General features: G+C 72.6%; 19 protein-coding genes. 14 read left to right on the plus strand and 5 right to left on the minus strand.

Annotated features, from left to right (window positions below; genetic code table 11):
• Nucleotides 1-12 precede the first annotated feature (12 nt).
• Nucleotides 13-963, plus strand: a complete 951-nt coding sequence (gene tatC, locus OOJ91_RS02980; RefSeq protein ID WP_266242084.1) for a twin-arginine translocase subunit TatC — start codon at nucleotides 13-15, stop codon at nucleotides 961-963.
• A gap of 170 nt (nucleotides 964-1,133) precedes the next feature.
• Nucleotides 1,134-2,078, plus strand: coding sequence for a diacylglycerol/lipid kinase family protein (locus tag OOJ91_RS02985; protein ID WP_439117010.1), 945 nt, complete (start codon nucleotides 1,134-1,136; stop codon nucleotides 2,076-2,078).
• On the opposite strand, the gene OOJ91_RS02990 is transcribed toward OOJ91_RS02985, so the two are convergent.
• Together OOJ91_RS02990 and OOJ91_RS02995 are read right to left on the minus strand one after the other, a co-directional pair.
• Nucleotides 2,041-2,952, minus strand: coding sequence for an EamA family transporter (locus OOJ91_RS02990; RefSeq protein WP_439117011.1), 912 nt, complete (start codon nucleotides 2,950-2,952; stop codon nucleotides 2,041-2,043). The two genes, OOJ91_RS02985 and OOJ91_RS02990, sit on opposite strands and share 38 nt — an antisense overlap.
• A gap of 76 nt (nucleotides 2,953-3,028) precedes the next feature.
• Nucleotides 3,029-3,799, minus strand: a complete 771-nt coding sequence (locus OOJ91_RS02995) for an HAD family hydrolase (protein ID WP_266242088.1) — start codon at nucleotides 3,797-3,799, stop codon at nucleotides 3,029-3,031.
• 86 nt (nucleotides 3,800-3,885) lie between these two features.
• Here OOJ91_RS02995 and OOJ91_RS03000 point away from each other — a divergent pair, with 86 nt between their 5' ends.
• Nucleotides 3,886-6,687 carry a DEAD/DEAH box helicase gene (locus tag OOJ91_RS03000; RefSeq protein WP_266242090.1) on the plus strand — a complete coding sequence of 934 codons (2,802 nt, stop codon included), beginning with the start codon at nucleotides 3,886-3,888 and terminating at the stop codon, nucleotides 6,685-6,687.
• Between the two features lie 164 nt (nucleotides 6,688-6,851).
• Nucleotides 6,852-7,754 carry an MHYT domain-containing protein gene (locus OOJ91_RS03005; protein ID WP_266242092.1) on the plus strand — a complete coding sequence of 301 codons (903 nt, stop codon included), beginning with the start codon at nucleotides 6,852-6,854 and terminating at the stop codon, nucleotides 7,752-7,754.
• 21 nt (nucleotides 7,755-7,775) lie between these two features.
• Here OOJ91_RS03005 and OOJ91_RS03010 read toward each other — a convergent pair whose 3' ends face one another.
• A complete protein-coding gene (locus tag OOJ91_RS03010; RefSeq protein WP_266242094.1) occupies nucleotides 7,776-8,144 on the minus strand; it encodes a nuclear transport factor 2 family protein in 369 nt (122 codons plus the stop codon).
• Between the two features lie 137 nt (nucleotides 8,145-8,281).
• On the opposite strand from OOJ91_RS03010, the gene OOJ91_RS03015 reads away from it, so the two are divergent.
• The 7 genes from OOJ91_RS03015 (at nucleotide 8,282) to OOJ91_RS03045 (ending at nucleotide 14,417) form a co-directional block, all read left to right on the plus strand.
• Nucleotides 8,282-9,100 carry a helix-turn-helix domain-containing protein gene (locus tag OOJ91_RS03015; RefSeq protein ID WP_266242096.1) on the plus strand — a complete coding sequence of 273 codons (819 nt, stop codon included), beginning with the start codon at nucleotides 8,282-8,284 and terminating at the stop codon, nucleotides 9,098-9,100.
• Nucleotides 9,101-9,196: 96 nt separating this feature from the next.
• A complete protein-coding gene (locus tag OOJ91_RS03020) occupies nucleotides 9,197-10,048 on the plus strand; it encodes a fumarylacetoacetate hydrolase family protein (RefSeq protein ID WP_266242098.1) in 852 nt (283 codons plus the stop codon).
• Nucleotides 10,045-10,794, plus strand: a complete 750-nt coding sequence (locus tag OOJ91_RS03025; RefSeq protein ID WP_266242100.1) for an SDR family NAD(P)-dependent oxidoreductase — start codon at nucleotides 10,045-10,047, stop codon at nucleotides 10,792-10,794. Before OOJ91_RS03020 ends, OOJ91_RS03025 begins: the two co-directional genes overlap by 4 nt.
• A gap of 19 nt (nucleotides 10,795-10,813) precedes the next feature.
• Nucleotides 10,814-11,581, plus strand: coding sequence for a (Fe-S)-binding protein (locus OOJ91_RS03030; protein ID WP_266242101.1), 768 nt, complete (start codon nucleotides 10,814-10,816; stop codon nucleotides 11,579-11,581).
• 20 nt (nucleotides 11,582-11,601) lie between these two features.
• The gene (locus OOJ91_RS03035; protein WP_266242103.1) at nucleotides 11,602-13,038 is read left to right on the plus strand and encodes a LutB/LldF family L-lactate oxidation iron-sulfur protein; all 1,437 of its coding nucleotides are present in this window, start codon (nucleotides 11,602-11,604) and stop codon (nucleotides 13,036-13,038) included.
• The gene (locus OOJ91_RS03040) at nucleotides 13,020-13,634 is read left to right on the plus strand and encodes a LutC/YkgG family protein (RefSeq protein ID WP_266242105.1); all 615 of its coding nucleotides are present in this window, start codon (nucleotides 13,020-13,022) and stop codon (nucleotides 13,632-13,634) included. The genes OOJ91_RS03035 and OOJ91_RS03040 overlap by 19 nt, the downstream gene beginning before the upstream one ends.
• Before the next feature lie 471 nt (nucleotides 13,635-14,105).
• Complete coding sequence (locus OOJ91_RS03045; RefSeq protein WP_266242107.1) at nucleotides 14,106-14,417, plus strand: NIPSNAP family protein; 312 nt, start codon at nucleotides 14,106-14,108, stop codon at nucleotides 14,415-14,417.
• 64 nt (nucleotides 14,418-14,481) lie between these two features.
• On the opposite strand, the gene OOJ91_RS03050 is transcribed toward OOJ91_RS03045, so the two are convergent.
• Together OOJ91_RS03050 and OOJ91_RS03055 are read right to left on the minus strand one after the other, a co-directional pair.
• Nucleotides 14,482-15,675, minus strand: coding sequence for an endo-1,4-beta-xylanase (locus OOJ91_RS03050; protein WP_266242109.1), 1,194 nt, complete (start codon nucleotides 15,673-15,675; stop codon nucleotides 14,482-14,484).
• A gap of 261 nt (nucleotides 15,676-15,936) precedes the next feature.
• Nucleotides 15,937-21,396: an ATP-binding protein gene (locus OOJ91_RS03055; RefSeq protein ID WP_266242110.1), complete on the minus strand. Its 5,460-nt coding sequence runs from the start codon at nucleotides 21,394-21,396 to the stop codon at nucleotides 15,937-15,939.
• Between the two features lie 403 nt (nucleotides 21,397-21,799).
• On the opposite strand from OOJ91_RS03055, the gene OOJ91_RS03060 reads away from it, so the two are divergent.
• From OOJ91_RS03060 to OOJ91_RS03070, 3 genes are all read left to right on the plus strand, one after another.
• On the plus strand, nucleotides 21,800-23,137 hold the full coding sequence (locus OOJ91_RS03060) for a carbohydrate-binding domain-containing protein (protein ID WP_266242112.1): 1,338 nt from the start codon (nucleotides 21,800-21,802) through the stop codon (nucleotides 23,135-23,137).
• Between the two features lie 159 nt (nucleotides 23,138-23,296).
• Nucleotides 23,297-24,559 carry a phosphodiester glycosidase family protein gene (locus tag OOJ91_RS03065; RefSeq protein WP_266242114.1) on the plus strand — a complete coding sequence of 421 codons (1,263 nt, stop codon included), beginning with the start codon at nucleotides 23,297-23,299 and terminating at the stop codon, nucleotides 24,557-24,559.
• Between the two features lie 202 nt (nucleotides 24,560-24,761).
• Nucleotides 24,762-26,345 (plus strand): cell wall anchor protein, encoded by a 1,584-nt coding sequence (locus tag OOJ91_RS03070; protein WP_266242116.1) that lies wholly within the window; start codon nucleotides 24,762-24,764, stop codon nucleotides 26,343-26,345.
• Nucleotides 26,346-26,434 lie beyond the last annotated feature (89 nt).

Below are 26,434 nucleotides of genomic sequence, written 5' to 3' on the forward strand. Positions count from 1 at the left end.
GGCCCCACCACCGTGGCCTTCGCACTGCGTAAGCGCGGCCCGAGCACATTCGAACGGGCCGCCGACGGCTCGATGACGCTCATCGAGCACGTCCGTGAGCTGCGCAATCGTCTCTTCCGCGCCTCGCTGGCGATCATGATCGGCTTCGGCTTCGGCATCTGGCTGGCCGAGCCGGTCCGGCACCTGCTGTCGCAGCCGTACTGCGACCTGCCGGGGTCGAAGGACGCGTCCGGCAAGTGCCTGTTCGTCCAGCTCGGCCCGGCGGACCTCTTCCTGTTGAACCTGAAGATCGGCCTGTGGGTGGGCCTGATCATCGCGGCGCCGATCTGGCTCTACCAGCTCTGGGCGTTCATCGCGCCCGGGCTGCACAGGCACGAGCGGCGCTACGCGTACGCCTTCACGGCCCTGGCGGCGCCGCTCTTCGCCGCAGGCGCGGTGCTGGCGTTCTTCGTCACCGCCAAGGGCCTCGAGTTCCTGATGAACGTGTCGGGCGACGACATCTCGACCACCCTTGAGGTCACCCGGTACATCTCGTTCGTCACCAACCTGATCCTGCTGTTCGGGGTGGCGTTCGAGTTCCCGCTGATCGTGCTGATGCTCAACTTCGTGGGCATCGCCAGCGCGAAGCGGTTGCTCAGTTGGTGGCGGGTGGCGATCTTCGTGTTCTTCGCGTTCTCCGCGGTGGTCACCCCCACGCCGGATCCGTTCGGGATGACCGCCCTGGCGGCCTGCCTGTCCACGCTCTACTTCGCGGCGGTCGGGGTGGCGTTCATCAACGACAGGCGGCGCGGGCGGGGCAAGGAGGTCTACGCCGGTCTCGACGACGACGAGGTCTCACCGTTGGAGTTCGACACGGACCCGGTCGTGGCCGGGCAGCGGGTCGACGCGACCGCCCCGGTGGGCGCTCCCGAGCCGATCGCCAGGCCGGCGCCCATCGAACGCCGCTACGACGACATGACCTGACGGCCCCGCGCCGTCGGAGTTCACCGACGCCGTCCCCGCCTGCCGGGGGCGGCGTCGTCGCGTCAGCGGGCCACCCCTGAGGCGTTCACCCGACGCGTCGACGGCGGGACTGATCGTGACGTCGTCCGCCCCGGGTGAACGGCGGGTGTCCGACAGGTACGGTGCTGCCCGTGACCGCAGACGATCACCTGCCCGGCCCTGTCGACAGTGCCCCGCTCGCCGATGGCCCCGTGGCCGTGCTCGCCAACCCGACCGCCGGCCGGGGCCGGCACCGGGCCCTGCTTCCTCGGCTGCTGGACGGGCTGGCCGCCGCCGGCCGGCCGCTCCGACTGCTGTCGGCGTCCACCCCGGGCGAGGCGGAGGCGGCGTGCCGGAGCGCGGTCGCCGAGGGCGTCGGCGCGCTGATCGCGGTCGGCGGCGACGGCACCGTGCACCGGGCGATGCAGGCCGTCGCCGGCACCGACGTGCCGTTCGGTCCGGTACCGGCGGGAACCGGCAACGACTTCGCCCTCGACACGGGCTTCCCGGCCGATCCCGTCGCCGCCGTGGCGGTGATCGCCGAGGCGCTGCGCGCGGGCCGGACCCGCGTCGTCGACCTGGCCCGGATGACAGGCGCCGACGGGGCCGCGCGCTGGTACGGGGCGGTCCTCGCGGCGGGCTTCGACGCGATAGTCAACGAGCGCGCCAACCGGATGCGCTGGCCGCGCGGCCCCCGCCGGTACGACCTGGCGATCGTGGTCGAGCTGGCCCGGCTCCGGCCACGCCGCTACACGATGCGCCTCGACGGGGTGCCCCACGAGCTGGACGCGGTGCTGGTGGCGGTGGGCAACTGCCCCACGTACGGCGGTGGGATGCGGATCTGCCCCGACGCCGACCCGACCGACGGGCTGCTCGACGTGGTGGTCGCCGGCCGGGTCGACAGGCGGACGCTCATCCGGGTCAAGCCGCGCATCTACCAGGGCACCCACGTGAGCCACCCCCTGGTGAGCAGCTACCGGGCGCGCACTGTGGAGCTGGCCGCCGACGACATCGTCACGTACGCCGACGGGGAACGCTCGCTGCGCCTGCCGGTGACGATCACTGCCGTGCCGGGCGCTCTGCGGCTGCTGCTCTGACCCGTACCGCGCCGATGCTGGCCGCGATGACAAGCACGATGGCGGCGCACTCCAGCAGCGTCAGCGCCTGCCGGAGCACCAGCCAGCCGGCGAGGGTGGCGATGGCCGGGCCGAGGCTCATCAGCACCGCGAAGGTCGCCGTGGGCATCCGGCGCAGAGCCAGCAGCTCCAGGGTGTACGGCAGTCCGGAGGCCAGCACCGCGAGGGCCGTGCCGAGCGCCAGGATCGTCGGGTCGAGCAGGACGGCGCCGCCGTCGACGATGCCCAGCGGCAGGGTGACGAGCGCGGCGAGGGTCAGGGCCAGGGCCAGGCCGTCCGCGCCCGGGAACCGTCCGCCGACCCGCGCGCTGAGCACGATGTACGCCGCCCACATGGCGCCCGCGCCGAACGCGAAGGCCACTCCGGCCGGGTTGAGCCTGTCGAAGCCGCCCTGCCCGAGCAGCGCCACCCCGGCCAGCGCCAGCCCCGCCCAGCACCAGCTCGCCAGCCGGCGGGCGGTGAAGACGGACAGCGCGAGCGGGCCGAGCACCTCCAGGGTCACCGTCGGGCCGAGCGGGATCCGTTCGATGGCCTGGTAGAACAGCGAGTTCATGCCGGCCAGCGCCAGCCCGAACGCGCCGGCCGCGAGCCAGGCCGACCGGTCGTGCCCGCGCAGCCGAGGCCGGCACACGACGAGCAGCAGCACCGCCGAGATCGTCAACCGCAGGGTGACCGCCCCGGCCACCCCGGTACGCGGAAAGAGCAGCGCGGCCAGGGCGGAGCCGAACTGCACCGACAGCGCCCCGCCGAGCACCAGCCCCACGGCGACGACGCCACCACGGCGTTCCGGGGGCGCGTCGGCCGGGCGCGGGGCGGGCAGCAGGGTCTCCGTCACGAGCACGACGCTAGGCGGTCGCCCGAGGCAACCCTGCGGCGGTGTCCACGAGAGGGTCCGCCCGCGAGTGTGGGGGTCAGGCGGGCAGGGCCAGGTCCAGGACCGCGCCGAGACCGTTCTCCCGGCCCGGGTCGGCCGCCGGGAGCACCAGCACCGCGCAGCCGGCGGCGACGGCGCCCGCGTCCGCAGGTGTGTCGCCGACCATCAGCGTCTGCTCGGGGTCGACGCCGAGCATCCCGCAGGCACGCCAGAAGATCGCCGGGTCGGGCTTGCAGCGCCCCACCTCGTACGACAGCACGAACGCGTCGACGAGGTCGGTCAACCCCCAGGCGTCGAAGTGCGGGCGCAGGTCGAAGCCGATGTTGCTCACCACCGCCACCCGCACACCGGCGTCGCGCAGCGCGGCGAGGGTGGGGGCGGTGTCCGGGTACGGCAGCCAGCCCTCGGCGACGAGCAGCCGCTCGTAGAGCGCGTCGGCGAAGCCCTCGATGCCCGCGTCGACGGTCTCGGCGAGCCCCGTGTACGCCCCCCGGTGCGCGTGCGCGTAGAGGTCCCGGTCGGCCCACAGCTCGGCCAGCCGGGGCGGCACCCGGGCCGGCAGCGGGCCGCCTGCACGCCCGGCGGTCAGCAGCCGGTCGGCAAGGGAGGTGGCGCGAACCCGGTCGAGGGTGACCCCGCACCTGGCGGCGGCCTCCATGACCCACTGCCGGGGCTCCTCCACCTGGGCCAGGGTGCCGTGGAAGTCGAAGAGCACCGCCTTGACGGGCCGTCGGGACGCCCGCGGGGCGCTGGCGTCCGCGACGCTGCCCGGCGGACTGGTCTGGGGCGGTTCGGCATGGTCCGGCACGCCGTGCACCCTACCGACCGCCGCCGACGGCCCCTCCGGACGGCCTTGTCGGGTGTCGTGTCCCGGCACGCACTAATCTTGGTGCCATGTCGAGCCCCGCCGAGCGGTATGCAGCGGCGCGCCGCCGGGCCGCGCAGGTCGCACAGTTCCCGGCGCTGGACGAGTTCGCCCTCGACCTGGGGTTCGATCTCGACGACTTCCAGCGGGAGGCGTGTCAGTCGTTGGAGCGGGGCAGCGGCGTGCTGGTCTGTGCCCCCACCGGCGCCGGCAAGACAGTTGTCGGCGAGTTCGCCGTACACCTGGCGTTGCGGGGGCGGCCCGACGACCCGGCGGCGGCCGACGACGCCGCGACGCCACCGACCCGGCGCAAGTGCTTCTACACGACGCCGATCAAGGCGTTGTCCAACCAGAAGTACCACGATCTGGTCGCCCGGTACGGCGCCGAGCAGGTCGGCCTGCTCACCGGCGACAACGCGATAAACGGTGACGCGCCCGTGATCGTGATGACCACCGAGGTGCTGCGCAACATGCTGTACGCGGGGTCCAGCACCCTGCAGGGGCTGGCGTACGTGGTGATGGACGAGGTGCACTACCTCGCCGACAGGTTCCGCGGCGGCGTGTGGGAAGAGGTGATCATCCACCTGCCCGCCTCGGTCACCCTGGTCTCGCTGTCGGCGACCGTGTCCAACGCCGAGGAGTTCGCCGACTGGCTGGTCACCGTGCGCGGCGAGACCGCCGTGGTGGTCAGCGAGCACCGGCCGGTCCCGCTGTGGCAGCACATGCTTGTCGGCAAGCGGATGTTCGACCTGTTCCACGACGCCGACGCCGCCCGCAAGCACGACGTGCACCCGGAGCTGCTGCGCTACACCCGCGACCAGATGCGCCGTCTGGAGTTGGGGGAGGGGCGCAGCGCGGGGCCGGGCTCCGGTCGGCGCGGCCCCCGCTGGCGTGGGCCGATGCGCCCGGACATCGTCGACCGGCTCGACCGCGAGGGGCTGCTGCCGGCGATCCTGTTCATCTTCAGCCGGGCCGGCTGCGCCGCGGCGGTGCAGCAGTGCCTGGCCGCCGGGCTGCGGCTCACCTCACCAGAGGAGCGGGCCGAGATCCGCCGCGTCGTCGAGTCCCGGGTCACCGCAATCCCCGGCGAGGACCTGACGGTGCTCGGCTACTGGGAGTGGCTCGACGGCCTCGAACGTGGCCTCGCGGCCCACCACGCCGGAATGCTTCCGGTGTTCAAGGAGATCGTCGAGGAGCTGTTCGTCCGAGGGCTGGTCAAGGCGGTCTTCGCCACCGAGACCCTGGCGTTGGGCATCAACATGCCGGCCCGCTGCGTCGTCCTGGAACGCCTCGTCAAGTACAACGGCGAGGCGCACGTCGACCTGACCCCGGGGGAGTACACCCAGCTCACCGGGCGGGCCGGCCGGCGCGGCATCGACGTCGAGGGGCACGCCGTCGTGGTGTGGTCCCCGGAGACCGACCCGCGGCACGTGGCCGGGCTCGCCTCCACCCGCACGTATCCGCTGCGGTCCAGCTTCCGGCCCTCGTACAACATGGCGGTGAACCTCGTCGGTACGGTCGGCGCGGAGCCCGCCCGGGCGTTGCTGGAGTCCTCGTTCGCCCAGTTCCAGGCCGACCGGTCGGTGGTCGGCCTGGCCCGGCAGGTGCAGCGCAACACCGAGACCATCGAGGCGTACGGCGCTGAGGCCGCCTGCCACCACGGCGACTTCGACGAGTACTTCGCGCTGCGGGTGGCGATCGCCGACCGGGAGAAGGCAATCGCCCGGCAGGGGCAGACCCAGCGCAAGGCCGCCGCCGTGGCGTCGCTGGAGCGCCTGCGGGTCGGTGACGTGATCCGCGTGCCGTCGGGTCGGCGGGCCGGCCTGGCGGTCGTGCTGGACCCGGCGACAGGCGGTTTCGGCGAACCCCGTCCGCTTGTGCTCACGCAGGACCGCTGGGCGGGGCGGGTCAGCCCCGGCGACTTCACCACCCCGGCCGAGGTGCTGGCCCGCATCCGCGTGCCCAAGCACTTCAACCACCGCTCGCCGGGTGCCCGGCGGGATCTGGCCGCCGAGGTCAGCGGCACCGGCCTGGACCGGCACGGCGGCCGGCGCGGTGGCCGCTCCCGGCAGACGCCCGGTGAGGACCACCGGCTCAGCCAGCTCCGCACCGAGCTACGCAACCATCCCTGCCACGCCTGCCCCGAGCGCGAGGACCACGCCCGGTGGGCGGAGCGTCGCCGTCGCCTGGAGCGGGACACCGAGGAGCTGCGCGAGCGGGTGTCCGGGCGCACCGGGTCCCTCGCGCGGACCTTCGACCGGATCGTCGCCCTGCTGACCGACCGTGGCTACCTCGCCCGCGACGGCGCGGTCACCGACGCCGGTCGGATGCTCGGCCGGATCTGGACCGAGGCCGACCTGCTGGTCGCCGAGTGTCTGCGCCGACGTGTGTGGGACGGTCTCTCCCCGGCCGAGTTGGCCGCCGCGGTGTCCGTGGTGGTCTTCGAGGCGCGTCGCGACGTCGACGAGCGGGCGTCGCTGCCGCGTGGCCCGGTGGCCGACGCGGTGGACGAGACGTTGAAGCTGTGGGGTGAGATCGAGGCCGACGAAGCGGCGCGCGGTCTGTCCGCGACCCGGGAGCCGGATCTGGGCTTCGCCTGGCCGGTCTACCGGTGGGCGCGGGGTGAGGCCCTGGCCAAGGTGCTCGGCAGCGGGCACGAGATCGACGGGGAGATGCCCGCCGGTGACTTCGTCCGGTGGGCGCGGCAGGTGGTCGACCTGCTCGGTCAACTTGCCGACTCCGGTGGCGCCTCGCCGGAGCTGCGCTCCACCGCCCGGCAGGCGATAGCGGCCATCAACCGGGGTGTGCTGGCGTACCACACCTCCGCCTGATCATCACTTTCGGTCAGCACCACCCCGGACCGACGCATCGGACGGTCACCGCGACGGCACCCCCCGCATCCTCCGGGGGGCGCTGTCGCGCCTGGTCGGGGCACCCCTGATCATTGCCCGAGCGTCGTGTTTACGCGCCGGTAACGAATGGGGAGAGAACCGCCGTGGCGGACATCAATCACTTTGAGTACGGGTGGATCACGCCCGCGCTGAGCTACGCGCTGTCCGTACTCGGTTCGGTCCTCGGGCTCGTCTGTGCCGGCCGCATCCGGACCGCCCGCACCGCCGGTCAGCGCGCCTGGTGGGGTCTGTTGGCCGCCTGGGCGCTCGGTGGCACCGCCATCTGGGCGATGCACTTCATGGCCATGCTCGGCTTCGCCGTCGACGGCGCCCGCATCCGGTACGACGTGCCCCTCACCGCCGCCAGCACCGCCATCGCGGTGGTCGCGGTCGGCATCGGCCTGGCCATCGTCGGCACCGGCCGGCTGAATCCGGTACGCCTCGTCGCCGGCGGCGTCTTCACCGGCGCCGGCGTCGCCGCGATGCACTACACAGGCATGGCGGCGATGCGCCTCAACGGCAGCCTCGGCTACGACAGCACGCGCGTCATCCTCTCGGTGGTCATCGCGGTGGTCGCCGCGACCGTCGCCCTGTGGCTCGCGATGACAGTCCGGCGCGGCCTGGCGATCTTCGCGTCCGCGCTGGTCATGGGCGTCGCCGTGAACGGCATGCACTTCACCGGCATGAGCGCGCTGTCGGTGCACCTGCACGAACGCGCGGGAGGGGTGAGTGGCGCCGGAGTGAGCGCGCTTCTGGTGCCGATCGTCGTTGCGGTGATCTTCGGCGTGGTGGGGCTGCTCTACGCCCTGCTCGCCGCGCCCACCGACGACGACCTGGCCGCCGCCGCGTACCTCGACGCGCGCCGGGGACCGGAGCCGGCCCCGGCCGCGCCGGTGGCCGCCCCGGACCCGGTCGGGTTGCGCGCCCGGTCCACCCTCGGACAGCCCGGCACCCCGTTCCCGTCGCGCCGGGAAACCCCTACGCGCCGGGACACCCCGTCGCGCTGACGCCGAGAGTCCGGGGGCCGATCAGGCCCCCGGGACCCGGTCCAGGAAGCCGAGCACCTGGCTCAACCGCCCGTTGCCGTCCAGCACGGCGACGTCGAAGCCCACGATCGGCGCCTCGACGCCGTCGGGCCCCAGCTCCCAGGTGAACCGGACCTGGTCGTGGTGGCCGTCGACCGGGCCGTCCAGCCGGAACGTCATGCCGGGGAACTGGCCCTGCACGGCCGCGATCGTCGCGTCGACCGCCTCCCGGCCCTCGGCGACCGCCAGCGGGTCGACGTAGCGGGCGTCGGGGGCCCACACGTCGTCGATCGCCGCGCGGCGACGGGCCGGGTCGGTCTCGTTCCAGATCGCGATGTACCGCTCGGCCAGCGCGTCGAAGCTCGTACCCATGGCTCTCTCCTCATCCTCGGGCGACGGGCGGCGGTGTGCGCCGCCCTCGGGAGAGATGCTCGCAACCGGCCCGGGACGCTGTCGATTACGTCGGAGGTAATGGTCCGTGCGCCGACGCGGTCACTAGGGTCGGTCGCGTGACGACGACGACCAGGCCGGTGCGACGGGTCGGAGAGCTGCTGCGCGACTGGCGCCAGAGCCGCCGGATGAGCCAACTGGACCTGTCGATCGAGACGGGGATCTCCGCCCGACACCTGAGCTTCGTGGAGACCGGCCGGTCCCGGCCGAGCCCCGAGCTGATCCTGCGCCTGGCCGAGCAGCTCGACGTACCGCTGGCGGACCGCAACACGATCCTGCTCGCCGGCGGGTACGCGCCCGCCTACCCCCGCCACGAGCTGGACGACCCGGAGCTGGCGCCGGTGCGTGCCGCCGTACGGCGGATCCTCGACGGCCACGGACCGTTCCCGGCGGTGCTCATCGACGGGCGCTGGCAGCTCGTCGAGGCCAACCCCGCGGTGGCGTTGTTCACAGACGGCGCGGCGCCGCACCTGCTCGCCCCTCCGGTCAACGTCCTGCGGCTCAGCCTGCACCCCGACGGCATGGCCCCGCGCATCGGCAACCTGCCCGAGTGGCGTACGCACCTGCTCGCCCGGCTGCGCCAGACGGCCGTCACCACCGGCGACGCGGCCCTGCACGACCTGCACGAGGAGCTGTGCGGCTATCCCGGCGACAACGGCCACCTGCCGGCAACTGACGACCCCGTCTCGCGGGTCGCCGTCGCACTCCGGTACCGCCACCACGGCCGGGAGTTGTCCTTCCTCAGCACCACCACCGTGTTCGGCACCCCGCTCGACGTCACAGTCGCCGGACTGGCCGTCGAGTCGTTCTTCCCCGCCGACGCGGCGACGCTGCGCGCCCTCGGCGTACCTGGCGGCGGCGCGGTCCCACCGAGCTGACCGAGGTGATCCCGCCGTGCCGGGCGCGGGACGTGTCGGTGTTGAATGCGGGGGTGTCCGCCACCCCCGGTCAGCCCGGACACGGAGGAGAGTGAGATGAACTTCCAGCGCCTCGGCCCGAGCGGCCAGGAGATCCCTGTCGTCCAGCGCGACGGTACGACCTTCGACCTGCGGCCGCTCACCGCCGATCTGGACGGGGCGTTCTGGGCGTCGGACGGGATCGCGCGGACGCGGGTCGCGCTCGACGGTGGCGAGCTGGCCGAGTTGCCCGACGCGGACAACCTGCGGGTGGGCGCGCCCGTCGCCCGGCCCAACAAGATCGTCTGCATTGGACTCAACTACCGCGACCACGCGGCGGAGACGGGTGCGGCGCTGCCCGCCGAGCCGGTGGTCTTCATGAAGGACCCGATGACAGTCGTCGGGCCGTACGACGACGTTCTCGTTCCGCGCGGCTCGACGCAGACCGACTGGGAGGTCGAACTCGCTGTCGTCGTCGGCACGACAGTCCGCTACGCCGACTCCCCGGACGAGGCCATGCGGCACATCGCGGGGTACGCGGTGTCGCACGACGTCTCCGAGCGCGGGTTCCAGTTGGAGCGCGGGGGCCAGTGGGACAAGGGCAAGAGCTGCGAGACCTTCAACCCGCTGGGGCCGAGCCTCGTGCCCGCCGACGAGGTCGACGACCCGCAGTCGCTGCCGCTGCGGTTGTGGGTGAACGGGGTTCTGCGTCAGGACGGGTCCACCAAGGACATGATCTTCCCGGTCGCGCACGTCGTCTGGTACCTCAGCCAGTTCATGGTCCTGTACCCCGGCGACGTCATCAACACGGGCACCCCGGCCGGGGTGGCCCTGGGCCTGCCGGATCACCCGTACCTGCGCGCCGGCGACGTGGTGGAGTTGGAGGTCGCCGGCCTGGGCCGGGCACGCCAGACGCTGGTGCCGGCGTGAGCGCGGAGTTCGCCGGGCTGGCCGCGCTCGTCACTGGTGGCTCCTCCGGGATCGGCCGCGCCACCGCCGTGGAGTTGCATGAGCGGGGTGCCCGGGTGGCCGTCCTCGACCTCGACCCGAGCGGTCTGCCGGAGGGCGTCGCCGGCTTCGCCGCCGACGTGTCGAGCCGCCCGTCGGTGCAGGAGGCGGTCACCGCTGCCGCCGACGCGCTCGGCGGCATCGACGTGGTGGTCAACAACGCCGGGATCGGCGCGACCGGAACAGTCGCCGACCAGACCGACGACGAGTGGCACCGCGTGCTCGACGTCAACGTGGTCGGCATGGCGCGCGTCGTCAGCGCGGCCCTGCCCTGGCTGCGCCGCTCGGCGCACGCGTCGGTCGTCAACATCTCGTCCATCGCCGCGCTCAACGGTCTGCCCGGCCGGGCGCTCTACTCGGCCAGCAAGGGCGCCGTGCTGTCGCTGACCCTCGCCATGGCCACCGACCACGTCCGCGAGGGCATCAGGTTCAACTGCGTCTGCCCCGGCACGGCCGACACGCCCTGGGTGGGACGGCTGCTGGCGCAGGCGGACGACCCGGCCGCCGAACGCGTGGCGCTACAGGCCCGCCAGCCCATCGGACGACTTGTCACACCGAAGGAGGTCGCGAACGCGATCGTCTACCTCGCGTCGCCGCTCTCGGCGTCGACCACGGGTACGGTGTTGGACGTCGACGGTGGGGTCACCCATCTGCGGGTCCGACCGTGACGACGGGCGGGGGTGTGCGGTGCGGATCGCGCTGTTCGTGACCTGCCTGGCCGACACCATGTTCCCGCAGGCGGCCACCGCGACCGTGCGGCTGCTGGAACGGCTCGGCCACGAGGTGGTCTTCCCGACCGAGCAGACCTGCTGCGGGCAGATGCACGTCAACACCGGCTACCAGCGCGAGGCCGTTCCCCTGGTACGCCGGCACGTGCGGGTCTTCGACCCCTACGACGTGATCGTCGCGCCGTCGGGCTCCTGCGTCGGGTCGGTGCGCCACCAGCACGCGACGGTGGCCCGGCGGGCGGGCGACGTACGGCTGGCCAGCCGGGCCGAGTCGGTGGCCGAGCGGACGTACGAGCTGTCCGAGCTGCTCGTCGACGTGCTCGGGGTGACCGACGTGGGCGCGTACTACCCGCACCGGGTCACCTACCATCCGACCTGCCACTCCCTGCGGATGCTGCGGGTGGGGGACCGGCCGCGACAGTTGCTGGGCGCGGTGCGCGGGCTCGACCTGGTCGAGTTGCCGGCGGCGGAGCAGTGCTGCGGGTTCGGCGGCACGTTCGCCGTGAAGAACCCGGAGACGTCCACGGCGATGCTTGCGGACAAGATGCGCCACGTGCTCTCCACCGGGGCCGACGTGTGCGCCGCCGGAGACGTCTCGTGTCTCATGCACATCGGCGGCGGGCTGTCGCGGCTGCGGACCGGGGTGCGCACCGTGCACCTCGCCGAGATCCTGGCCTCGACCGAGCAGAGCGGCACGGTCAGCGTCGCGTCGGCGGGCCGGTCGTGACCCGCCGGACGTTCCTCGGCATGCCGACGACCACGCCACCGGTGACCGCCCCGACGGGAGTGGGGCACCTGCGCGGCGACGAGTCGTTCCCGACCGCCGCGCGGCGCAGCCTGGCCGACCCGCAACTGCGGCGCAACCTCCGCCACGCCACGACGACGATCCGCGCCAAGTCCGCGGGGGTGATCGCCGAACAGTCGGACTGGGAGCAGTTGCGCACGGCGGGCGCGGCCATCAAGGCCGACACCCTGCGCCGCCTGCCGGACCTGCTGGAACAGCTCGAAGAGAAGGTCACCGGGGCCGGCGGGGTCGTGCACTGGGCCGCGGACGCCGTCGAGGCCAACCGCGTCGTCACCGACCTCGTCCGGGCGACCGGCGCGGACCGGGTCATCAAGGTCAAGTCCATGGCGACCCAGGAGATCGGCCTCAACGAGGCCCTCGAAGCGGCCGGGATCACCGCCGTCGAGACCGACCTCGCGGAGCTGATCGTGCAGCTCGGCGACGACCGGCCGAGCCACATCCTGGTGCCCGCGATCCACCGCAACCGGGCCGAGATCCGGGAGATCTTCCTCCGCGAGATGCCCGGCGTCGACCCCGCGCTCACCGACGACCCGACGGCCCTCGCGGCCGCCGCGCGCCGGTTCCTGCGCGAAACCTTCCTGAGTACGCCTGTGGCCGTGTCCGGCGCGAACTTCGCCGTCGCCGAGACGGGCACCCTGGCCGTGGTGGAGTCCGAGGGCAACGGCCGGATGTGCCTGACCCTGCCGGAAACCCTCATCACCGTGATGGGCGTGGAGAAGGTGGTGCCGACCTGGCGCGACCTGGAGGTCTTCCTCCAACTACTGCCCCGGGCGTCGACCGGGGAGCGAATGAACCCGTACACCTCGATGTGGACGGGCGTGACCCCGGGCGACGGGCCGCAGACGTTCCACCTCGTGCTGCTCGACAACGGGCGCAGCGCGGTCCTCGCCGACGAGGTCGGCCGGCAGGCGCTGCGGTGCATCCGCTGCTCGGCGTGCCTCAACGTGTGCCCGGTCTACGAGCGCGCCGGCGGCCACGCCTACGGGTCGGTGTACCCGGGGCCCATCGGGGCGGTGCTGTCGCCCCAGCTCACCGGCATCGAGGACAACGCGTCCCTGCCGTACGCGTCGACGCTCTGCGGCGCCTGCTACGACGCCTGCCCGGTCAAAATCAACATCCCGGAGCTGCTGGTGCACCTGCGTGCCGAGGCCGTCGAGTCGCGACCGCGGCCCACCGCCGAGTCGATCGCGATGGCGGCGGCCGCGTACACGATGGACCGTCCCCGGCTGTACGCGGCCGGACAGCGCGCCGCCCGGCTGAGCCGGCTCGCCGGCCGGCGTGGTCGAGGGCTGCCCCCACCGCTGAACGGCTGGACCGCCAGCCGGGACCTGCCGGAGCCGCCGGCGCAGACGTTCCGCGAATGGTGGGCCGGGCGGTGACCTCCCGGGACCTCGTCCTCGGCCGGCTGCGGGCCGCGCTCGCCGCCGACACCGCCGCGCCTGTCGACGTGCCCCGCGACTACCGCCAGGCCGCCGCCGTGGACCTCGACCAGTTGGCGCAGCGGCTTGCCGACTACCGGGCCCACGTGCACCGGGTCGCCGAGGGCGCCGTGGCCGACACGATCGCCGACCTCCTGCCGGCGGGCGGCACCGTCGTCGTACCGCCGGGTCTGCCGCCGGCCTGGCTGCCGCCGACGGTGACCGCGCTGCCCGACGACGGCCTCGACCACGCGCGGATCGGCGCCGCCGACGCCGTCGTCACCGCAGCGGCCGTCGCCATCGCCCAGACCGGAACTGTCGTCCTCGACGCCTCGCCCGACCAGGGACGCCGGGTGCTCAGCCTCCTGCCGGACCGGCACGTGTGCGTGGTCCGCGCCGACCAGGTGGTGGCCACCGTGCCCGAGGCCCTCGCCCGACTGACGCCACACCGCCCGCTGACCTGGATCAGCGGGCCGTCGGCGACAAGCGACATCGAGCTGATCCGCGTCGAGGGAGTGCACGGCCCGCGCCAACTGCACATCATCCTGCTGCCCTGACCAGCGTCTCCTACTCGGTCATTCGCCGACCCGTCCGAGCGCGCCGCCCTGGACGGGTAGGTCCTGACTCGGGCTGGGGCTGGGGCTGGGGTGGGGTTGCGGCGAAGGGCGCTGGCCATCCGCTGTGGCTGCCCGCCGTGTCGATGTGCTGGTGAGCGGTATACCTCAGAGGTATGAATATGACTCTGAGGTATACCGCTCACGCCCGCGTCCGCCCCCACTGAGGTGACCGACGGTCACCCGCCGGCCCCGCGCGACGCCACCGCCTCAGCTTTCCGGCACCGGGGGTCGCAGCGACGATTGCCGTGCGCGGCGCGTGGGGATATCCGGACGCCTGGCGTGGCGCCGTCGCCGCAGTGGCGGTGGCCCGCGCCAGCAGGTCCGTCGCCTCCTCGTCGTCTTCCCGCGACAACGCCCAGACCAGCCCGCGCAGAAGGCGGTCCGAGTCGTCGTGGACCGTATGGTGGATCAGTGATCACCTGCGTCGTGCACTACACCATCGACCCCGCGCAGATCGATGCGTTCGAACGGTTCGCCCGCGCGTGGATGCGGCTCGTGGCCCGGCACGGCGGCGTGCACCACGGCTACTTCCTGCCCGCCGAGGGCGCCAGCGACCGGGCCGAGGCGCTGTTCAGCTTCGAGAGCCTTGCCTCCTACGAGCGGTACCGGACCCGGTTCGGCACCGACCCGGAGTTCGTCGCGGCCGACCGCATCCGCGACGAGTCGGGTTGTGTGGTGCGCTACGAGCGGACGTTCATGCGCCCGCTCCTGCCCACCGACTGAGCACACGCGCCGCGCTGAACACGGGCCGTGCGGGGAGGGTGGACCCCGCACGACCCGTGCCCGTTCAGCGGTGCGGCCTGGGCGCGACGCGCGGCAGGACGTACGGCGGGCCAGCGAAGATCAGGTCGGACTTCAATTCCTGGTACGCCCGCTTGGGCTGGTAGTTCTCGTCGTAGATGGTGGCCAGGCCCTCGGGCGGGTCGTTGAACCACTCCGGCACCCAGGAGTACTTGTCGCTGAAACCCCAGACGGTGTACGACAGGCAGGTGCGTACGGCGAGGCACGCCTTCATCAGCACGCTGAAGTTGGCGGCCGATGCCTGCAACCGGGGGTTGATCTCGGCGGAGTTGCCGGCCCGGACGGCCTCGGTCATCTCGCTGCGGACGTCGACCTCGGTGAACGCGGTGGCCAGACCGAGCCCGGCGAACCGCTTCAGGGCGGCGGTCACCTGGAGGGTGTCGAAGTTGCCGTACTGGGTGCCCAGGTGGCCCTGCGAGCCGACGCCGTCGATCGGGACGCCCTGCGCGCGTAGCCCCTTGGCCATGTCGTAGACGAACTGCGTCTTGTCGTCGGCGGGGTTGCCGGAGCCGAACGCCTCGATGTTGTAGTCGTTGTAGAACAGCAGCGCCTTGGGATCGGCGGCGCGGGCCCAGCGGAACGCGTCGGCGATGTAGTCGGGGCCGAGGTTCTGCGCCCAGAACCCCTTGTAGTGCAGCGTGGAAGGGGTGTCCCAGGGGTCGCTGACGGCCTCGTTGACGACGTCCCACTGCCAGATCCTGCCCTGGTAGCGCTTGACGACTGTGGTGATGTGCTTGCGCAGCAGCTCGCGCAGCTCCTGCTTGCTGATGCTGCCGTCGGCGACGCCGCTGGTCAGCCAGGCGGGCAGCTGGCTGTGCCAGACCAGCACGTGGCCGCGTACGGCCTGCCTGTTGCGCGCGGCGAACTCGACGAGCTGGTCGGCGGCCGCCCAGTCGTAGGTGCCCCGGGTGGGCTCCAGGCTCTCCCACTTCATCGCGTTCTCGGCGGTGACCGAGGAGAACTCGGAGGCGGCGAGCCGGCGGTACTGCGGGTCGCTGGCGTCGTTGAGGGCTGTCGCGTTCACCGCGGTGCCGATCTTCAGCCCGTGGCGCTGGCCGAGGGTCGCGAGGCTCTGCGCGGTCGGGTCGTACGGCCGGCTGGCGGTGGCCGGTAGCGCGTTCAACGCCGCAGCGGTCGCGACGGCGACGACGCCGGCGCTGATCCACCGTCTTGGCTTCATCTGCCTTCCTTTCGGTGATGATCGACAAATGTCGATCAATGAAGGGAGGGTGCGGCCCGGGATGAGGACCGGAAACTCGTTCGAAACGTTATGGCCGTCGATGGGCACCGTCAACTCTGAAAACTTCCGGAAAAGAGTCGGGTGAGCTGCACGACTGTGGACAGTCATCGGATGAAAGTTTCGACGGCGGGCCCGCTCACGACAGGGGGGACGGCACCGACCGCGATGAGTCGGTGCCGTCCCCCTGCCCGGACGAGGGCCCTACCGCAGACGCGCCTCGATGGCCTCGATGACGCGCGGACGCAGCTCGGCGGCGCGGATGACGGCGTCCACCGAGCCGACCTCGACGGCACGTTGGATGTTGTGCACGCGGTCGAACTCCGTGGCCACCTCGCCGAGCTTCTCCGCCCGCACCGACGAACGCAGCTCGTCGAGTTCGGCGGCCAGCGCCGCGCGCTCGGTGCCGGCCGCGGCGGCGACGCGGGCCTCCATGGCCCGCACCCGCTCGTCGGCGGCCGTACGGGCGTTGACGTCGGCGGAGAACACCACCGCCGCGGCGGGAGCGCCGCCGAGCACCGAGGCGAACGACCCCTCCAGCGCGAGCACGGTCATGCTGGGGTTCAGCGCCTTCGAGAACACCACGAACGCGCCGCCGTGGTAGCGCGAGATCACGCAGAAGACGATGGGACCGCTGAAGTTCACGATCGCCCGGCCGATCTCCGCGCCGTACTCCAGTTGCAGCTTTCGCATCGACTCGGGCGAGCCGTCGAAGCCGGACAGGTTCGCCAGCACGACCAGGGGCCTGTTGCCGCTTGCCGCGTTGATGGCCCGCGCGGCCTTCTTCGACGAGCGGGGGAACAGCGTGCCCGCCGTGTAGGTGTCCGGGCCGTCGGTGGGCGGGAAGCCGCGCCGCGGCACCGACCGGGACTCGATGCCCAGCAGGCACACCGGGATGCCGCCGAGGTGGGCGTCCTGCACGACAGCCGTGTCGGCGTCGGCCATGCCCGCCCACCGCTCCAGCACCGGGTGGTCCTGGTCGGCGAGGGCCCGCAGCACCGTCCGGATGTCGAACGGCTTCTTGCGGTCCGGGTTGGCCTCGGCGGAGAAGATCTCACCGACCGTGCGGAAGGGGCTGCCCGCCACGTCGTGCGGGAACGCCGAGACGTCACGGTCCACCGGGTCGGTGGTGGTCGCCCGCCGCGGCGCGTCCTCGCCGGGCGCGACGTACGTGTGCTCGTAGTGGGCCATCAGCACGTCCCGCGCGGCGGTCAGGTTCGGCGCCCAGTACTGCGCCTGCCCGTTCGGCCCCATCACCCGGTCGTAGCCGCCGATGCCGAAGTTGTCCTCGGCGGACACTCCGCCGGAGAAGTCGAGCGACTGCTTGCCGGTGAGCACCATCGCCGAGTCGGGCGTCATCACCAGGACGCCCTTGGTGTGCATGAGCATCGTGGCCTCGGCGTTCCAGTACGGCTGCGCGCCGACGTTGATACCCGCCACCACGATGTTGATCTCGCCGCCGGCCTGGGTGAACTCGACGATCCGCTTGAGCGCGGCGGCCACCCAGTCCATGTTCTCCGTACCCGAGGTCATCGAGATCCGGGCTCCGGCGGACAGCGCCCACCACTCCAGCGGCACCCGCATCTGCTCCGCCAGGTCCAGCGCGGCGATCACGCGCCGGCACTCCGGCTCGGACAGGGCGCCCAACGACTTCGTCGGGTCGCCGAGCAGCACGACCCGGGTGACACCGTCCGGGTGCAGGGCGGCAGGCGTGGTGACGACACCTGCGACGATCGCGGCACGGTTGCGCCCCTTCGGCCGGTCCACCGGCACCAGCGCGTGCGTGTCGTCGAGGTCGTGCTCGACGAAGTCACCGAGCCGGCCGGTCAACTCGTACGGGTACACCGTGTTGCGGCTGCTGGCCCTCAGCACCTTGAGCCGGTACTCGTCAAGCGGCTCCACCGGCTCGACCGGCGGCTCGCCCACGGTCAGCTCGGCGCCGCCCGCGGCGTCGAACGAGATCCGTACGGCGATCTTGGTCAGCTCGCCGGTGCGACGGTCGCGCTGCCGCGCGATGAACAGGATCTCCTCCAGGCCGGCGCCCACTGTCGTCGGGCGCACGCGCCCGGCGATCATCTCCATCTCCTCGCGGGTCAGCTCGCTGGGCGGCCAGACGTAGACCACGATCCGGTTGGTGGTGAAGCGCGTCTTCGACGGCCGCCGCGACTGCGCCCGGCGGATCGAGTCGAGGCACGCCGCGACCGCGTCCTCGGCGGTCGGCAGCGCCACCAGCCGGCCGTCCTGCTCGCGCAGCTCGGTCAGGTCACGGACCTGGGCGAACGCGACGAGGCGATCGTCGGCCGGGTTCTCCCGCGCCACGCACTGGAAGAGGTAGACCTCCTCGTCGGACGACGGCAGCCGGGTCAGGTCGAACTTGTGCAGCCGCTCCAACTGCATCCGCTGCGCGATGTACGGGTGCAGACCGCGGATCAGCCGGTCCTCCACCATTCCGCCGTCCGACGGGCGGAAGGTGAAGTGGTGGTGCATGACCGCCCCGCCGCGACCCGCGACCGTGGCGGTGAGCCGACGGACCTGCGCCGGCAACGGATGTGCGGCGATCACCTGGAGCAGCGCGGCGGCCATGGCGTCGAAGTCCTCCGGCTGGTTCTCCCAGCCGAGGTAGATGTCGGCGTCGACGGAGTCCTCGTCGCCGGCCAGCTCGGCGAGCCCACGCAACGCGCCACCCAGCGCGTCGAAGCTCACCGCCGCGGAGACCACACTGGAGTCCGCGCGTTCGGCGACCACGAAGGCGCAGCCGGCGACCTCGCGGGTCCGCACCCGGGTGAGGGCCTTGTTGCCGTAGTAGCGGCGGGTGAGCACCTCCAGCATGACCGTGTTGTCCAGGTGGTCACGGACCAGGCGCTGGCCGAGCAGACGTACCAGCGGCTCGGTGCTGCGGACCATCTCGGCGACGCGCTCGGCACGGTCGGAGGCGTCCGGGTGCGCGTCCAGGTGCCGCAGGTGCGCCCGGACCTGGGCGTAGACACGGGCCCGGTTACGGCGCAGCAGCGGCTGCGCGAACCAGGCGAACACCACGCCCCGGGCCAGGTCGGCGATGGCGGGGAAGCGGACCTGCGTCGCGGCGATCAGCCGCTCCAACGCCAGACCGGCGGGCTCGCGCAGCGACTCGTCCGGAGGGGTCTCCCGCAGCCACTCGCGCAGCAGCGACGCCACGACTGTGGCGTCGGCGGACGCGCGCTGCTGGGCCAGGAAGATCCGGAAGACGGCGGCTTCCAGGCCGGGGGAGCGCTCCAGGTCGGTGACGCCGTAGTGGCTGAGCGCCTTGGCGAGCCTGGCCTGGAAGGCGTCGGGCAGTCCGGCCCGCTCCACGTCGAGGCTCTGCAGGTAGGTGTGGAAGTACTCCCGGGCGCTGCGGACGTGGGCGCCGCCGTCCTCGCCTGTCGGCCTGTTGCGGCTCAACTCGGCCAGGTCGGCGAACACCTCGACGAGGTCCACCTCCGCGGCCAGCGGCCGCTGCCCGTCCTCGGCGGCCAACCGCCGCACCACGAGGTAGTCGTCGAGCACCCGGCGGTCGTCGTGCGGGTCGACGTCGAAACCGAGCAGCAGGCCGCGCAGATCCTCCTGGCCGCGCCTGCTGCGCTCGTACGCCCCCGCGTTGTCGTCGGCGGTCGGCAGGTCGAGCTCGACGCTGGCGACGCTCGGGCCGGCGGCGGCCTCGGTGGCCTCGTCGGCGAGCGGCTCCAGCCGCAGCAGCGGGGCACCCGCCTCCACCTGGCTGCCCACCGAGACGGCGCACTCCTTGAGCCGGGCCCGGAACGGCGCGCGCAGCACCGTCTCCATCTTCATGGCCTCCAGCACCAGCACCGGCGCGCCCGCCTCCACCTCGGCGCCGACCTCCAGCGGAGTGGCGACGACAAGCGCGGGCATGGGGGAGCGCAGGACGCCGCCCTCGTCGCGGCTGACCCGGTGCGTCACGCCGTCCACCTCGACGAGGTGGGTCGGCCCGTGCGTGCCGGTGAGCAGGCGGTACCGGATGCCGTTGACGACGATCTGGCCGGTGTGCCTGTCGAAGCGGTCCAGCTCGACGTCGGCGGTGCGCACGGCGCCGCCCGCCTCGATGCCGACGCGGAACCGGTGCGCCCCGATCCGCGCCACCCGCATCCGGTAGGTGGCGCCGCGCAGCTTGAGGTCCAGCGGCCGGCCGCTGGCGTGCTGCACCTGCGGGCGGCCACCGGCGGCGGTCGACAGCAGCCGCTGCCGCTCGGCGCGCTCCTCCTCCTCGTACGACTCGATGGCGGCGGCGGCCAGGGCGACCGCGGAGTGCCGGTGCGTCACGAGTCGGCCCTCGCCCCGGACCCGGTCGATCCAGCCCGTGTCGGCGCTGGCGTCGATGATCTCGGGCTGGTCGAGCAGATCGAGCACGAAGCTCTTGTTCGTCGCGCCACCCTCGATGATCACCGTGGTGTTGGCCATCGCCCGCCGCAGCTTGCCGAGCGCCTCGTCGCGGTCCCGCCCGTACGCGATGATCTTCGCGATCATCGAGTCGAAGTCGGCCGGGATGGTGTCGCCCTCGCTGACGCCGGTGTCCACCCGGATGCCCGGGCCGGCGGGCAGGTCCAGCCGCGCGATGCGCCCCGGTGACGGTGCGAAGTCGCGGTCGGGGTCCTCGGCGTTGAGCCGGGCCTCGATGGCGTGCCCGCGCTCGGCCGGCGGCTCACCGACCAGCCGGCCGCCGGAGGCGACGTGCAGCTGCGCCTTGACCAGGTCGAATCCGGTGGTCAGCTCGGTGATCGGGTGCTCGACCTGGAGGCGGGTGTTGACCTCCAGGAAGGCGAACAGCCGGTCGCCGGGGTGGTAGAGGAACTCGACAGTCGCCGCGCCCCGGTAGCCGACCGCCACGGCGAGCCGCTCCGCCGAGGTCTTCAGCTCGGCGGCCTGGGACGCGTCGAGCACCGGCGAGGCCGACTCCTCGATGACCTTCTGGTTGCGCCGCTGCACCGAGCAGTCGCGTACGCCGAGCGCCCACGCGGTGCCCTGGCCGTCGGCGATCACCTGGACCTCGACGTGCCGGGCGCCGGTGACCAGGCGCTCCAGGAACACGATGCCGCTGCCGAACGCCCGCGCCGCCTCCTGGCTGGTGCGCTCGTACGCGTCGGCGAGTTCGGCCTCGTTCGTGATCACGCGGATGCCGCGCCCGCCGCCGCCGGCCGTCGCCTTCAGCATCAGCGGGTAGCCGATCTCGGTCGCCGCCGTCCGGGCGGCGTCCAGGGTCTCGACGGCGCCGCGGCTCCACGGCGCGACAGGCACGCCCACCTCCTCGGCGATCAGCTTCGCGCCGATCTTGTCGCCGAGCTGCCGCATGGCCTCGGGGCTCGGCCCGACGAACGTGACGCCGATCTTCTCGCACAGCTCCGCGAACGCCGGATCCTCGGCGACGAAGCCCCAGCCGACCCACGCCGCGTCGGCACCGGTCTCGGTCAGGGCGCGCTCAAGCGTCGCCAGGTTCAGGTACGGGCGGGCGGACGCCGGACCCAGGTCGTACGCGATGTCCGCCTCGCGCACGAAGGTGGCAGTGCGGTCGACGTCGGTGTGGAGGGCGACCGTCTCGATCCGGCTGCCCGTCTCCGCGGCCAGCTCTCGGACCGCGTGGATGAGCCGCATGGCGGCTTCACCACGGTTGACGATGGCGACACGGTTGAACACCCGACTGACCCCTTTGGTAGACCATATGTGCGTGCCGCGAGACGACGGCTCCCGGCAGCGATCACTTTTCCGTCTGCAGGCGGGCAGCGCCATGGCGCAACCGCCGAACCCGCCGCCGCTCAGTTGTAGAAACTGAACAAAACTTTTTGGCTGTCGCGCCCCGAACGCCCGGATCTCCGCCCGATCCTCGGCCTGGATGCCCGGATGTCATCGTCCGCCCCTTTTTCCGGGAACGGGTGACGAGCGGCCCCGCCACCCGAGATGAAGAGGTCAACTCCGGTACGCGGGCTGTCCGTCAGGTATTCACATGTCTCGTACCGATCGTCCCTACGCTGTCGCATGCCCAGCTCAACGGGCCTGCGGCGTCGAGAGGATGAGCGTGGTTTGCAGAGGATCCAGATCCGTGTTCGTCGGGATGGTCGTGGCGACTGTGGTCGCGGCGGCGGGCGGAGCGCTTGCCGCCGGTACGGCAAGCGCCGCCGAGCCCTCCCCGTTCACAGTCGTCGACGGCGCGATCCGCACGGCGACCGGCACCCCGACACCCCCCTCCGGCACGCACGCCTCGCTCTGGGGCAACTCCAGCTACGCGCAGACAAGCGTCACCGGCGCGGGGCGGGTGCTGATCGGCGCCATCGGTGACAACTGCCAGGGGTGGCCTACCGTACGGGTGACTGTCGACGGCGTCAGCGTCGGCCAGACCACGATCGTCAGCGCGACCGCCTACGGCACCTATCCCGTCGGCGCGGCGGTGGGCGCCGGTCAGCACACCGTACGGATCCAGTTCGTCAACGACTTCCGGGACGAGTCCTGCGACCGCAACGTCCACATCGGGTACGCGCGGATGGAGACCCCGGGCGCCACCGACACGACGTTCAGCTTCGCGATCCTGCCGGACACCCAGCAGGAGGTGCTCAACAGCGGCGACACCCGGTTCCGCAACCGCACCGACTGGCTGGTGCGCAACCGGTCCGCGTTGGACCTGCGCTTCGTGGCCTCGTCCGGTGACGTCGTCAACTGGGACACTCCCGACCACTCGCAGTACGTCGTCGCCCGCGAGGCGATGCGCCCGATCGAGACCGCCGGCATCCCGTACGCCCTGGCGATCGGCAACCACGACACCCAGGCGACAGGTGTCGGCGGCTCGGCCCGCGACCCCGCGCACACAAGGGAACTCGTCCGGGACACGACCGTGTTCAACCAGTTCTTCACAGTCGGCCAGTACGGCGCGGTGCAGGGGCAGTTCGAGAGCGGCAAGGTCGACAACTCGTACTCGACCTTCGCGGCCGGCGGCACGCAGTGGCTGGTGCTGACCCTCGAACTCTGGCCCCGGGCCGAGGCCGTCGCCTGGGCCCGCAGCGTCGTCGCCGCCCATCCCCGGCACACGGTCATCGTCGTCACCCACGACTACATCGACGGCAACGGCGCCATCGAGCAGAGCGCCTCGTACGGGGCGACCAGCCCGCAGTACCTCTTCGACAACCTGGTCAAGCAGTACGCCAACATCCGGTTCGTCTTCTCCGGGCACGTCGGCGTCGCCGCCAACCGGGTCGACACCGGCGTCAACGGGAACAAGATCTACTCGTTCCTCCAGACGTTCCACTCCAACACCACGAACCCGGTACGCCTCGTCGAGATCGACACGGCCGCCAACTCGCTGCGTACCTGGATCCACGCGCCGTACACCAACCAGTCGTTCCCCGAGTACGACAGGTCGTTCACAGGCATCGGCGTGGTCCGCTGATCCGGACACCGTCCATCCGGGGGCGCGCGACAGCTGTCGCGCGCCCCCGGTCGTCGGCAGTTGATCAAGAAGGTGCGGGCGGTTCACGTCGAACGTCTTCGGCGTTCACCCCCGGGTGATCGGCTGGCCCGGGAACCGCACACGACGAAAGGAGCGGCGATGAGGGCATCGCACCTCGTACGCCCCAGTCTGGCGCTGCTGCTCGCCGCGGGGCTGAGCACGCTCGCGACCCCGGCCGGCGCCGCCCAGGCCGCCTCCGCGACGACGTCCGCGTCGGCGGCGGACTCCGCGCTCACCGTCACCTCGACCGAGCAGCTCGCCCCCGGCGTCACGTACGACTCGTTCCGGGTGGACACCCCGCGCGGCGCCACCGTCGGCTACCTGCTCACCGCCGACCTGCGCAGGAACAAGGTATCGCTTGACCTCCTGCACCCGGACACCGTGGCGCAGCGCCAGGTCGTCTCGGCGATGACCAACGCGCAGGGCGCCATCGCCGGCGTGAACGGGGACTTCTTCAACATCAGCGAGACGCACGCCGGGGTCGCGCCGACCGGCTCGTCCTCCGGCCCGGAGATCGCCGACGGGGAGCAGCTCAAGTTCGCCGTACCGACCGCCCAGCGTTTCGGCCCCGGCCTCGCCCCCGGCACCTCGACCCGGGACGTGTTCGGCGTGGGCGCGAACGGCAGGGCCCGCGTCGACACCCTGAGCCTGGCCGGCGAGGTCCGCAGCCGCAAGGGCACTGTCACCCTCAGTGGCCTCAACCAGTACGCGCTCCCGGTCGGCGGCGTCGGGCTGTTCACCGCCGCGTGGGGCGCGGCCTCCCGGGTACGGTCGACCTGCGGCAGCGACACCAACCGCAACGACCCGTGCAGCACCCACACCTATGAGGTGACGGTCCGCCGCGGTGTGGTGACCGCTGTGGGCCAGACGCCCGGCGCGGGCGCGATCCCCGCCGACACCGAGGTGCTCGTCGGCCGCGAGGGTGGCGCCGACGCGCTCGACGACCTGGCCGTCGGCGACCGGGTGCAGGTGCGCGAGAGGCTCGCCTCCGCCGGCGCGCCCAAGCTGACGTTCGCGGTCGGCGGCGCGCCGATCCTGCGCGACGGCGCGCCCCTCGCGGGCCTCGACGCCACGACCGCCGCCGTGCGCAGCGCGGCCGGCGTCAGCCCGGACGGCAGGACTGTGTACCTCGTCGCGCTGGCCGGCCGTGCCCCCGCCAGCGTCGGCCTCACCATCGCCGAACTCGCCGATCTGATGCGGACGCTCGGCGCGCACGCCGCCGTCAACCTCGACGGCGGAGGCTCGACCACTGTCGCCGTCCGTGAGCCGGGCCAGGCCGCGGCCACCGCCCGCAACAGTCCCTCCGACGGTACGGAGCGCGCGGTCGCCAACGGCATCGGCATCTTCGTCGGCCGCCACTGATCGATCCGTCGAGTCCCGCCCCGCCCGGTCAGCACACCGGGGGGGCGGGTGCCGTTGTGGTGACCGCGCACCGACGGTGAGCGAAGGGGTCTCGGCGCAGCGACACATGTGCAACTCTGGCTACGCTCCGCATCTCGCGTACCCCGTCAGGCGCCGGCACACCGCGCGACGCCGGTCTGCCGTCGTCCCCTCGGAGGAACCCGTGCCGCATCCATCTCCCCCACGACGCCTGTTGGCCGGGATCGCCGTGGTCGGCCTGCTCGCCACCGCGTCCGCCGGCGTCCGACCCGTCGCGGCCGTCGGCGCCCCCGCCCCACCCGTCGCGGCCCTCGGCCTCTACGCCAACAGCGCGATCGTGGCCCCGGGCGGCCCGCAGAAGTGGGTGGCGCTGCACTCGCTGGCCCCGCAGTCCCTCGGCACCTACACGGTGCGGGTGGACCGCAGCGCGGTCACCGCGTTCGCCGACGTCCGCGAGGGCGAGGGGCGCAGCACCTGCACGACCCAGGGCCCCGTCATCACCTGCACCGTGGACGGCGCCAACGAGCCGGATCAGGACCTGCTCACCCTGGGTGTGACCGCGCGCGCCGGCGCTGAGGTGGGCCGAAGCGGCGAGCTGGCGTTGACTGTCACCGCCCCGGGGGTGGGCACCGCGACCTACCGCTCGACGGTCAGCATCGGCGAGGGGGTGGACCTCGCCACCGCGTCCGACCTGGAGCTGAACGGCACTCTCGGGTCCACCGTCGGCGTGCCGCTCTCGGTGACGAACCGGGGCGCGACGACGGCGCGGGGCCTGGTGCTCTACCTGTACGGCTTCAACGGGATGGCCCCGGGCAAACGCTACGAGAACTGTGAGTACACCGACCTCGACCTGGACAACAGCGCCTTCGCCTGCACGTTCGACAACTCGCTCGCGCCCGGCGAGACGCTCGGCGTCGACCCCACGTTCGCCGGCACTGTCGGCGCCGACACGTGGGCGCCCAACCTGTACTACAACTTCGCCTACTGGTTCACCCCGGCCGACTGGGCGGAGTTCCAGTCGCAGTACCGGCCGGCCGCGCCGCTGGGCCCCAAGGGCTCCGACCCGGCGCTGACGCTGGTGCCGGCCACCGGCACGTCTGCCCGCGCGCTCGGGCAGACCGACACCCGCTTCGTGAACAACGACACCACGATCACGCTGAGCGTGGCCGGTGACCAGCGCGCAGACGTCGCCGCCGTCGGCGCCACCGTCACCGGCGCCGTCGGCGCCACCGCCGCGATGACTGTCGGCTTCGCCAACAACGGCCCGGCCCGTGCCGGGGACCCCGGCCAGCAGGGGCTCGTGGTCGTGACCACTGTGACCCTGCCCGCCGGCGTCACCGCGGTCAGCGTGTCGACGTCCTGTGTCGACCCGACTGACGAGCAGTGGCGTCCGGGCAAGCCCGGCGCGCGGCTCTACGAGTGCTCCGCCCTCGGTGGCGTCGCCCGGGGCGAGCGGATGGGCTTCGAATTCGGGCTACGGATCGACCGGGCCGGCAGCCAGACCGGCGGCGTCGCGCTGGGGACCCGCTCCGGGTCGGGCCCGATCGCGGACCTGAAGCCCGCCAACGACACCGCCAAGATCCTGATCAATCCGCGCGGCAACGGTGGTGGTAGCGGCAACGGCAACGGCGGCGGCGGTGGGGGAGACGGCGGTTCGCTGCCGATCACCGGGGCCTCCACCGGCGTGATCGCGGGCCTCGGCGTTCTCCTGGTAGTCCTCGGGATGGCCGGCTACCTGCTGGCCCGCCGCACCCGCTTCGACGCCTGAGGTCGGCGCGGCCGGCGCCCTGCTCGGGCACCGGCCGCGCCACACTTTCTTCCTAGGATGCTGTAGGGGGTGTGCGACCCCCCACCGAC

It is taken from the genome of Micromonospora lupini, from assembly GCF_026342015.1.
Taxonomy (GTDB): Bacteria; Actinomycetota; Actinomycetes; order Mycobacteriales; family Micromonosporaceae; genus Micromonospora; species Micromonospora lupini_B.

Bases quoted from the DNA above. Each gene is read 5' to 3' on its own strand.
- OOJ91_RS03000 (WP_266242090.1), top strand. From the start codon at position 3,886: ATGTCGAGCCCCGCCGAGCGGTATGCAGCGGCGCGCCGCCGGGCCGCG.
- OOJ91_RS03010 (WP_266242094.1), bottom strand. From the start codon at position 8,144: ATGGGTACGAGCTTCGACGCGCTGGCCGAGCGGTACATCGCGATCTGG.
- OOJ91_RS03020 (WP_266242098.1), top strand. From the start codon at position 9,197: ATGAACTTCCAGCGCCTCGGCCCGAGCGGCCAGGAGATCCCTGTCGTC.
- OOJ91_RS03035 (WP_266242103.1), top strand. From the start codon at position 11,602: ATGCCGACGACCACGCCACCGGTGACCGCCCCGACGGGAGTGGGGCAC.
- OOJ91_RS03040 (WP_266242105.1), top strand. From the start codon at position 13,020: ATGGTGGGCCGGGCGGTGACCTCCCGGGACCTCGTCCTCGGCCGGCTG.
- OOJ91_RS03050 (WP_266242109.1), bottom strand. From the start codon at position 15,675: ATGAAGCCAAGACGGTGGATCAGCGCCGGCGTCGTCGCCGTCGCGACC.
- OOJ91_RS03065 (WP_266242114.1), top strand. From the start codon at position 23,297: ATGAGGGCATCGCACCTCGTACGCCCCAGTCTGGCGCTGCTGCTCGCC.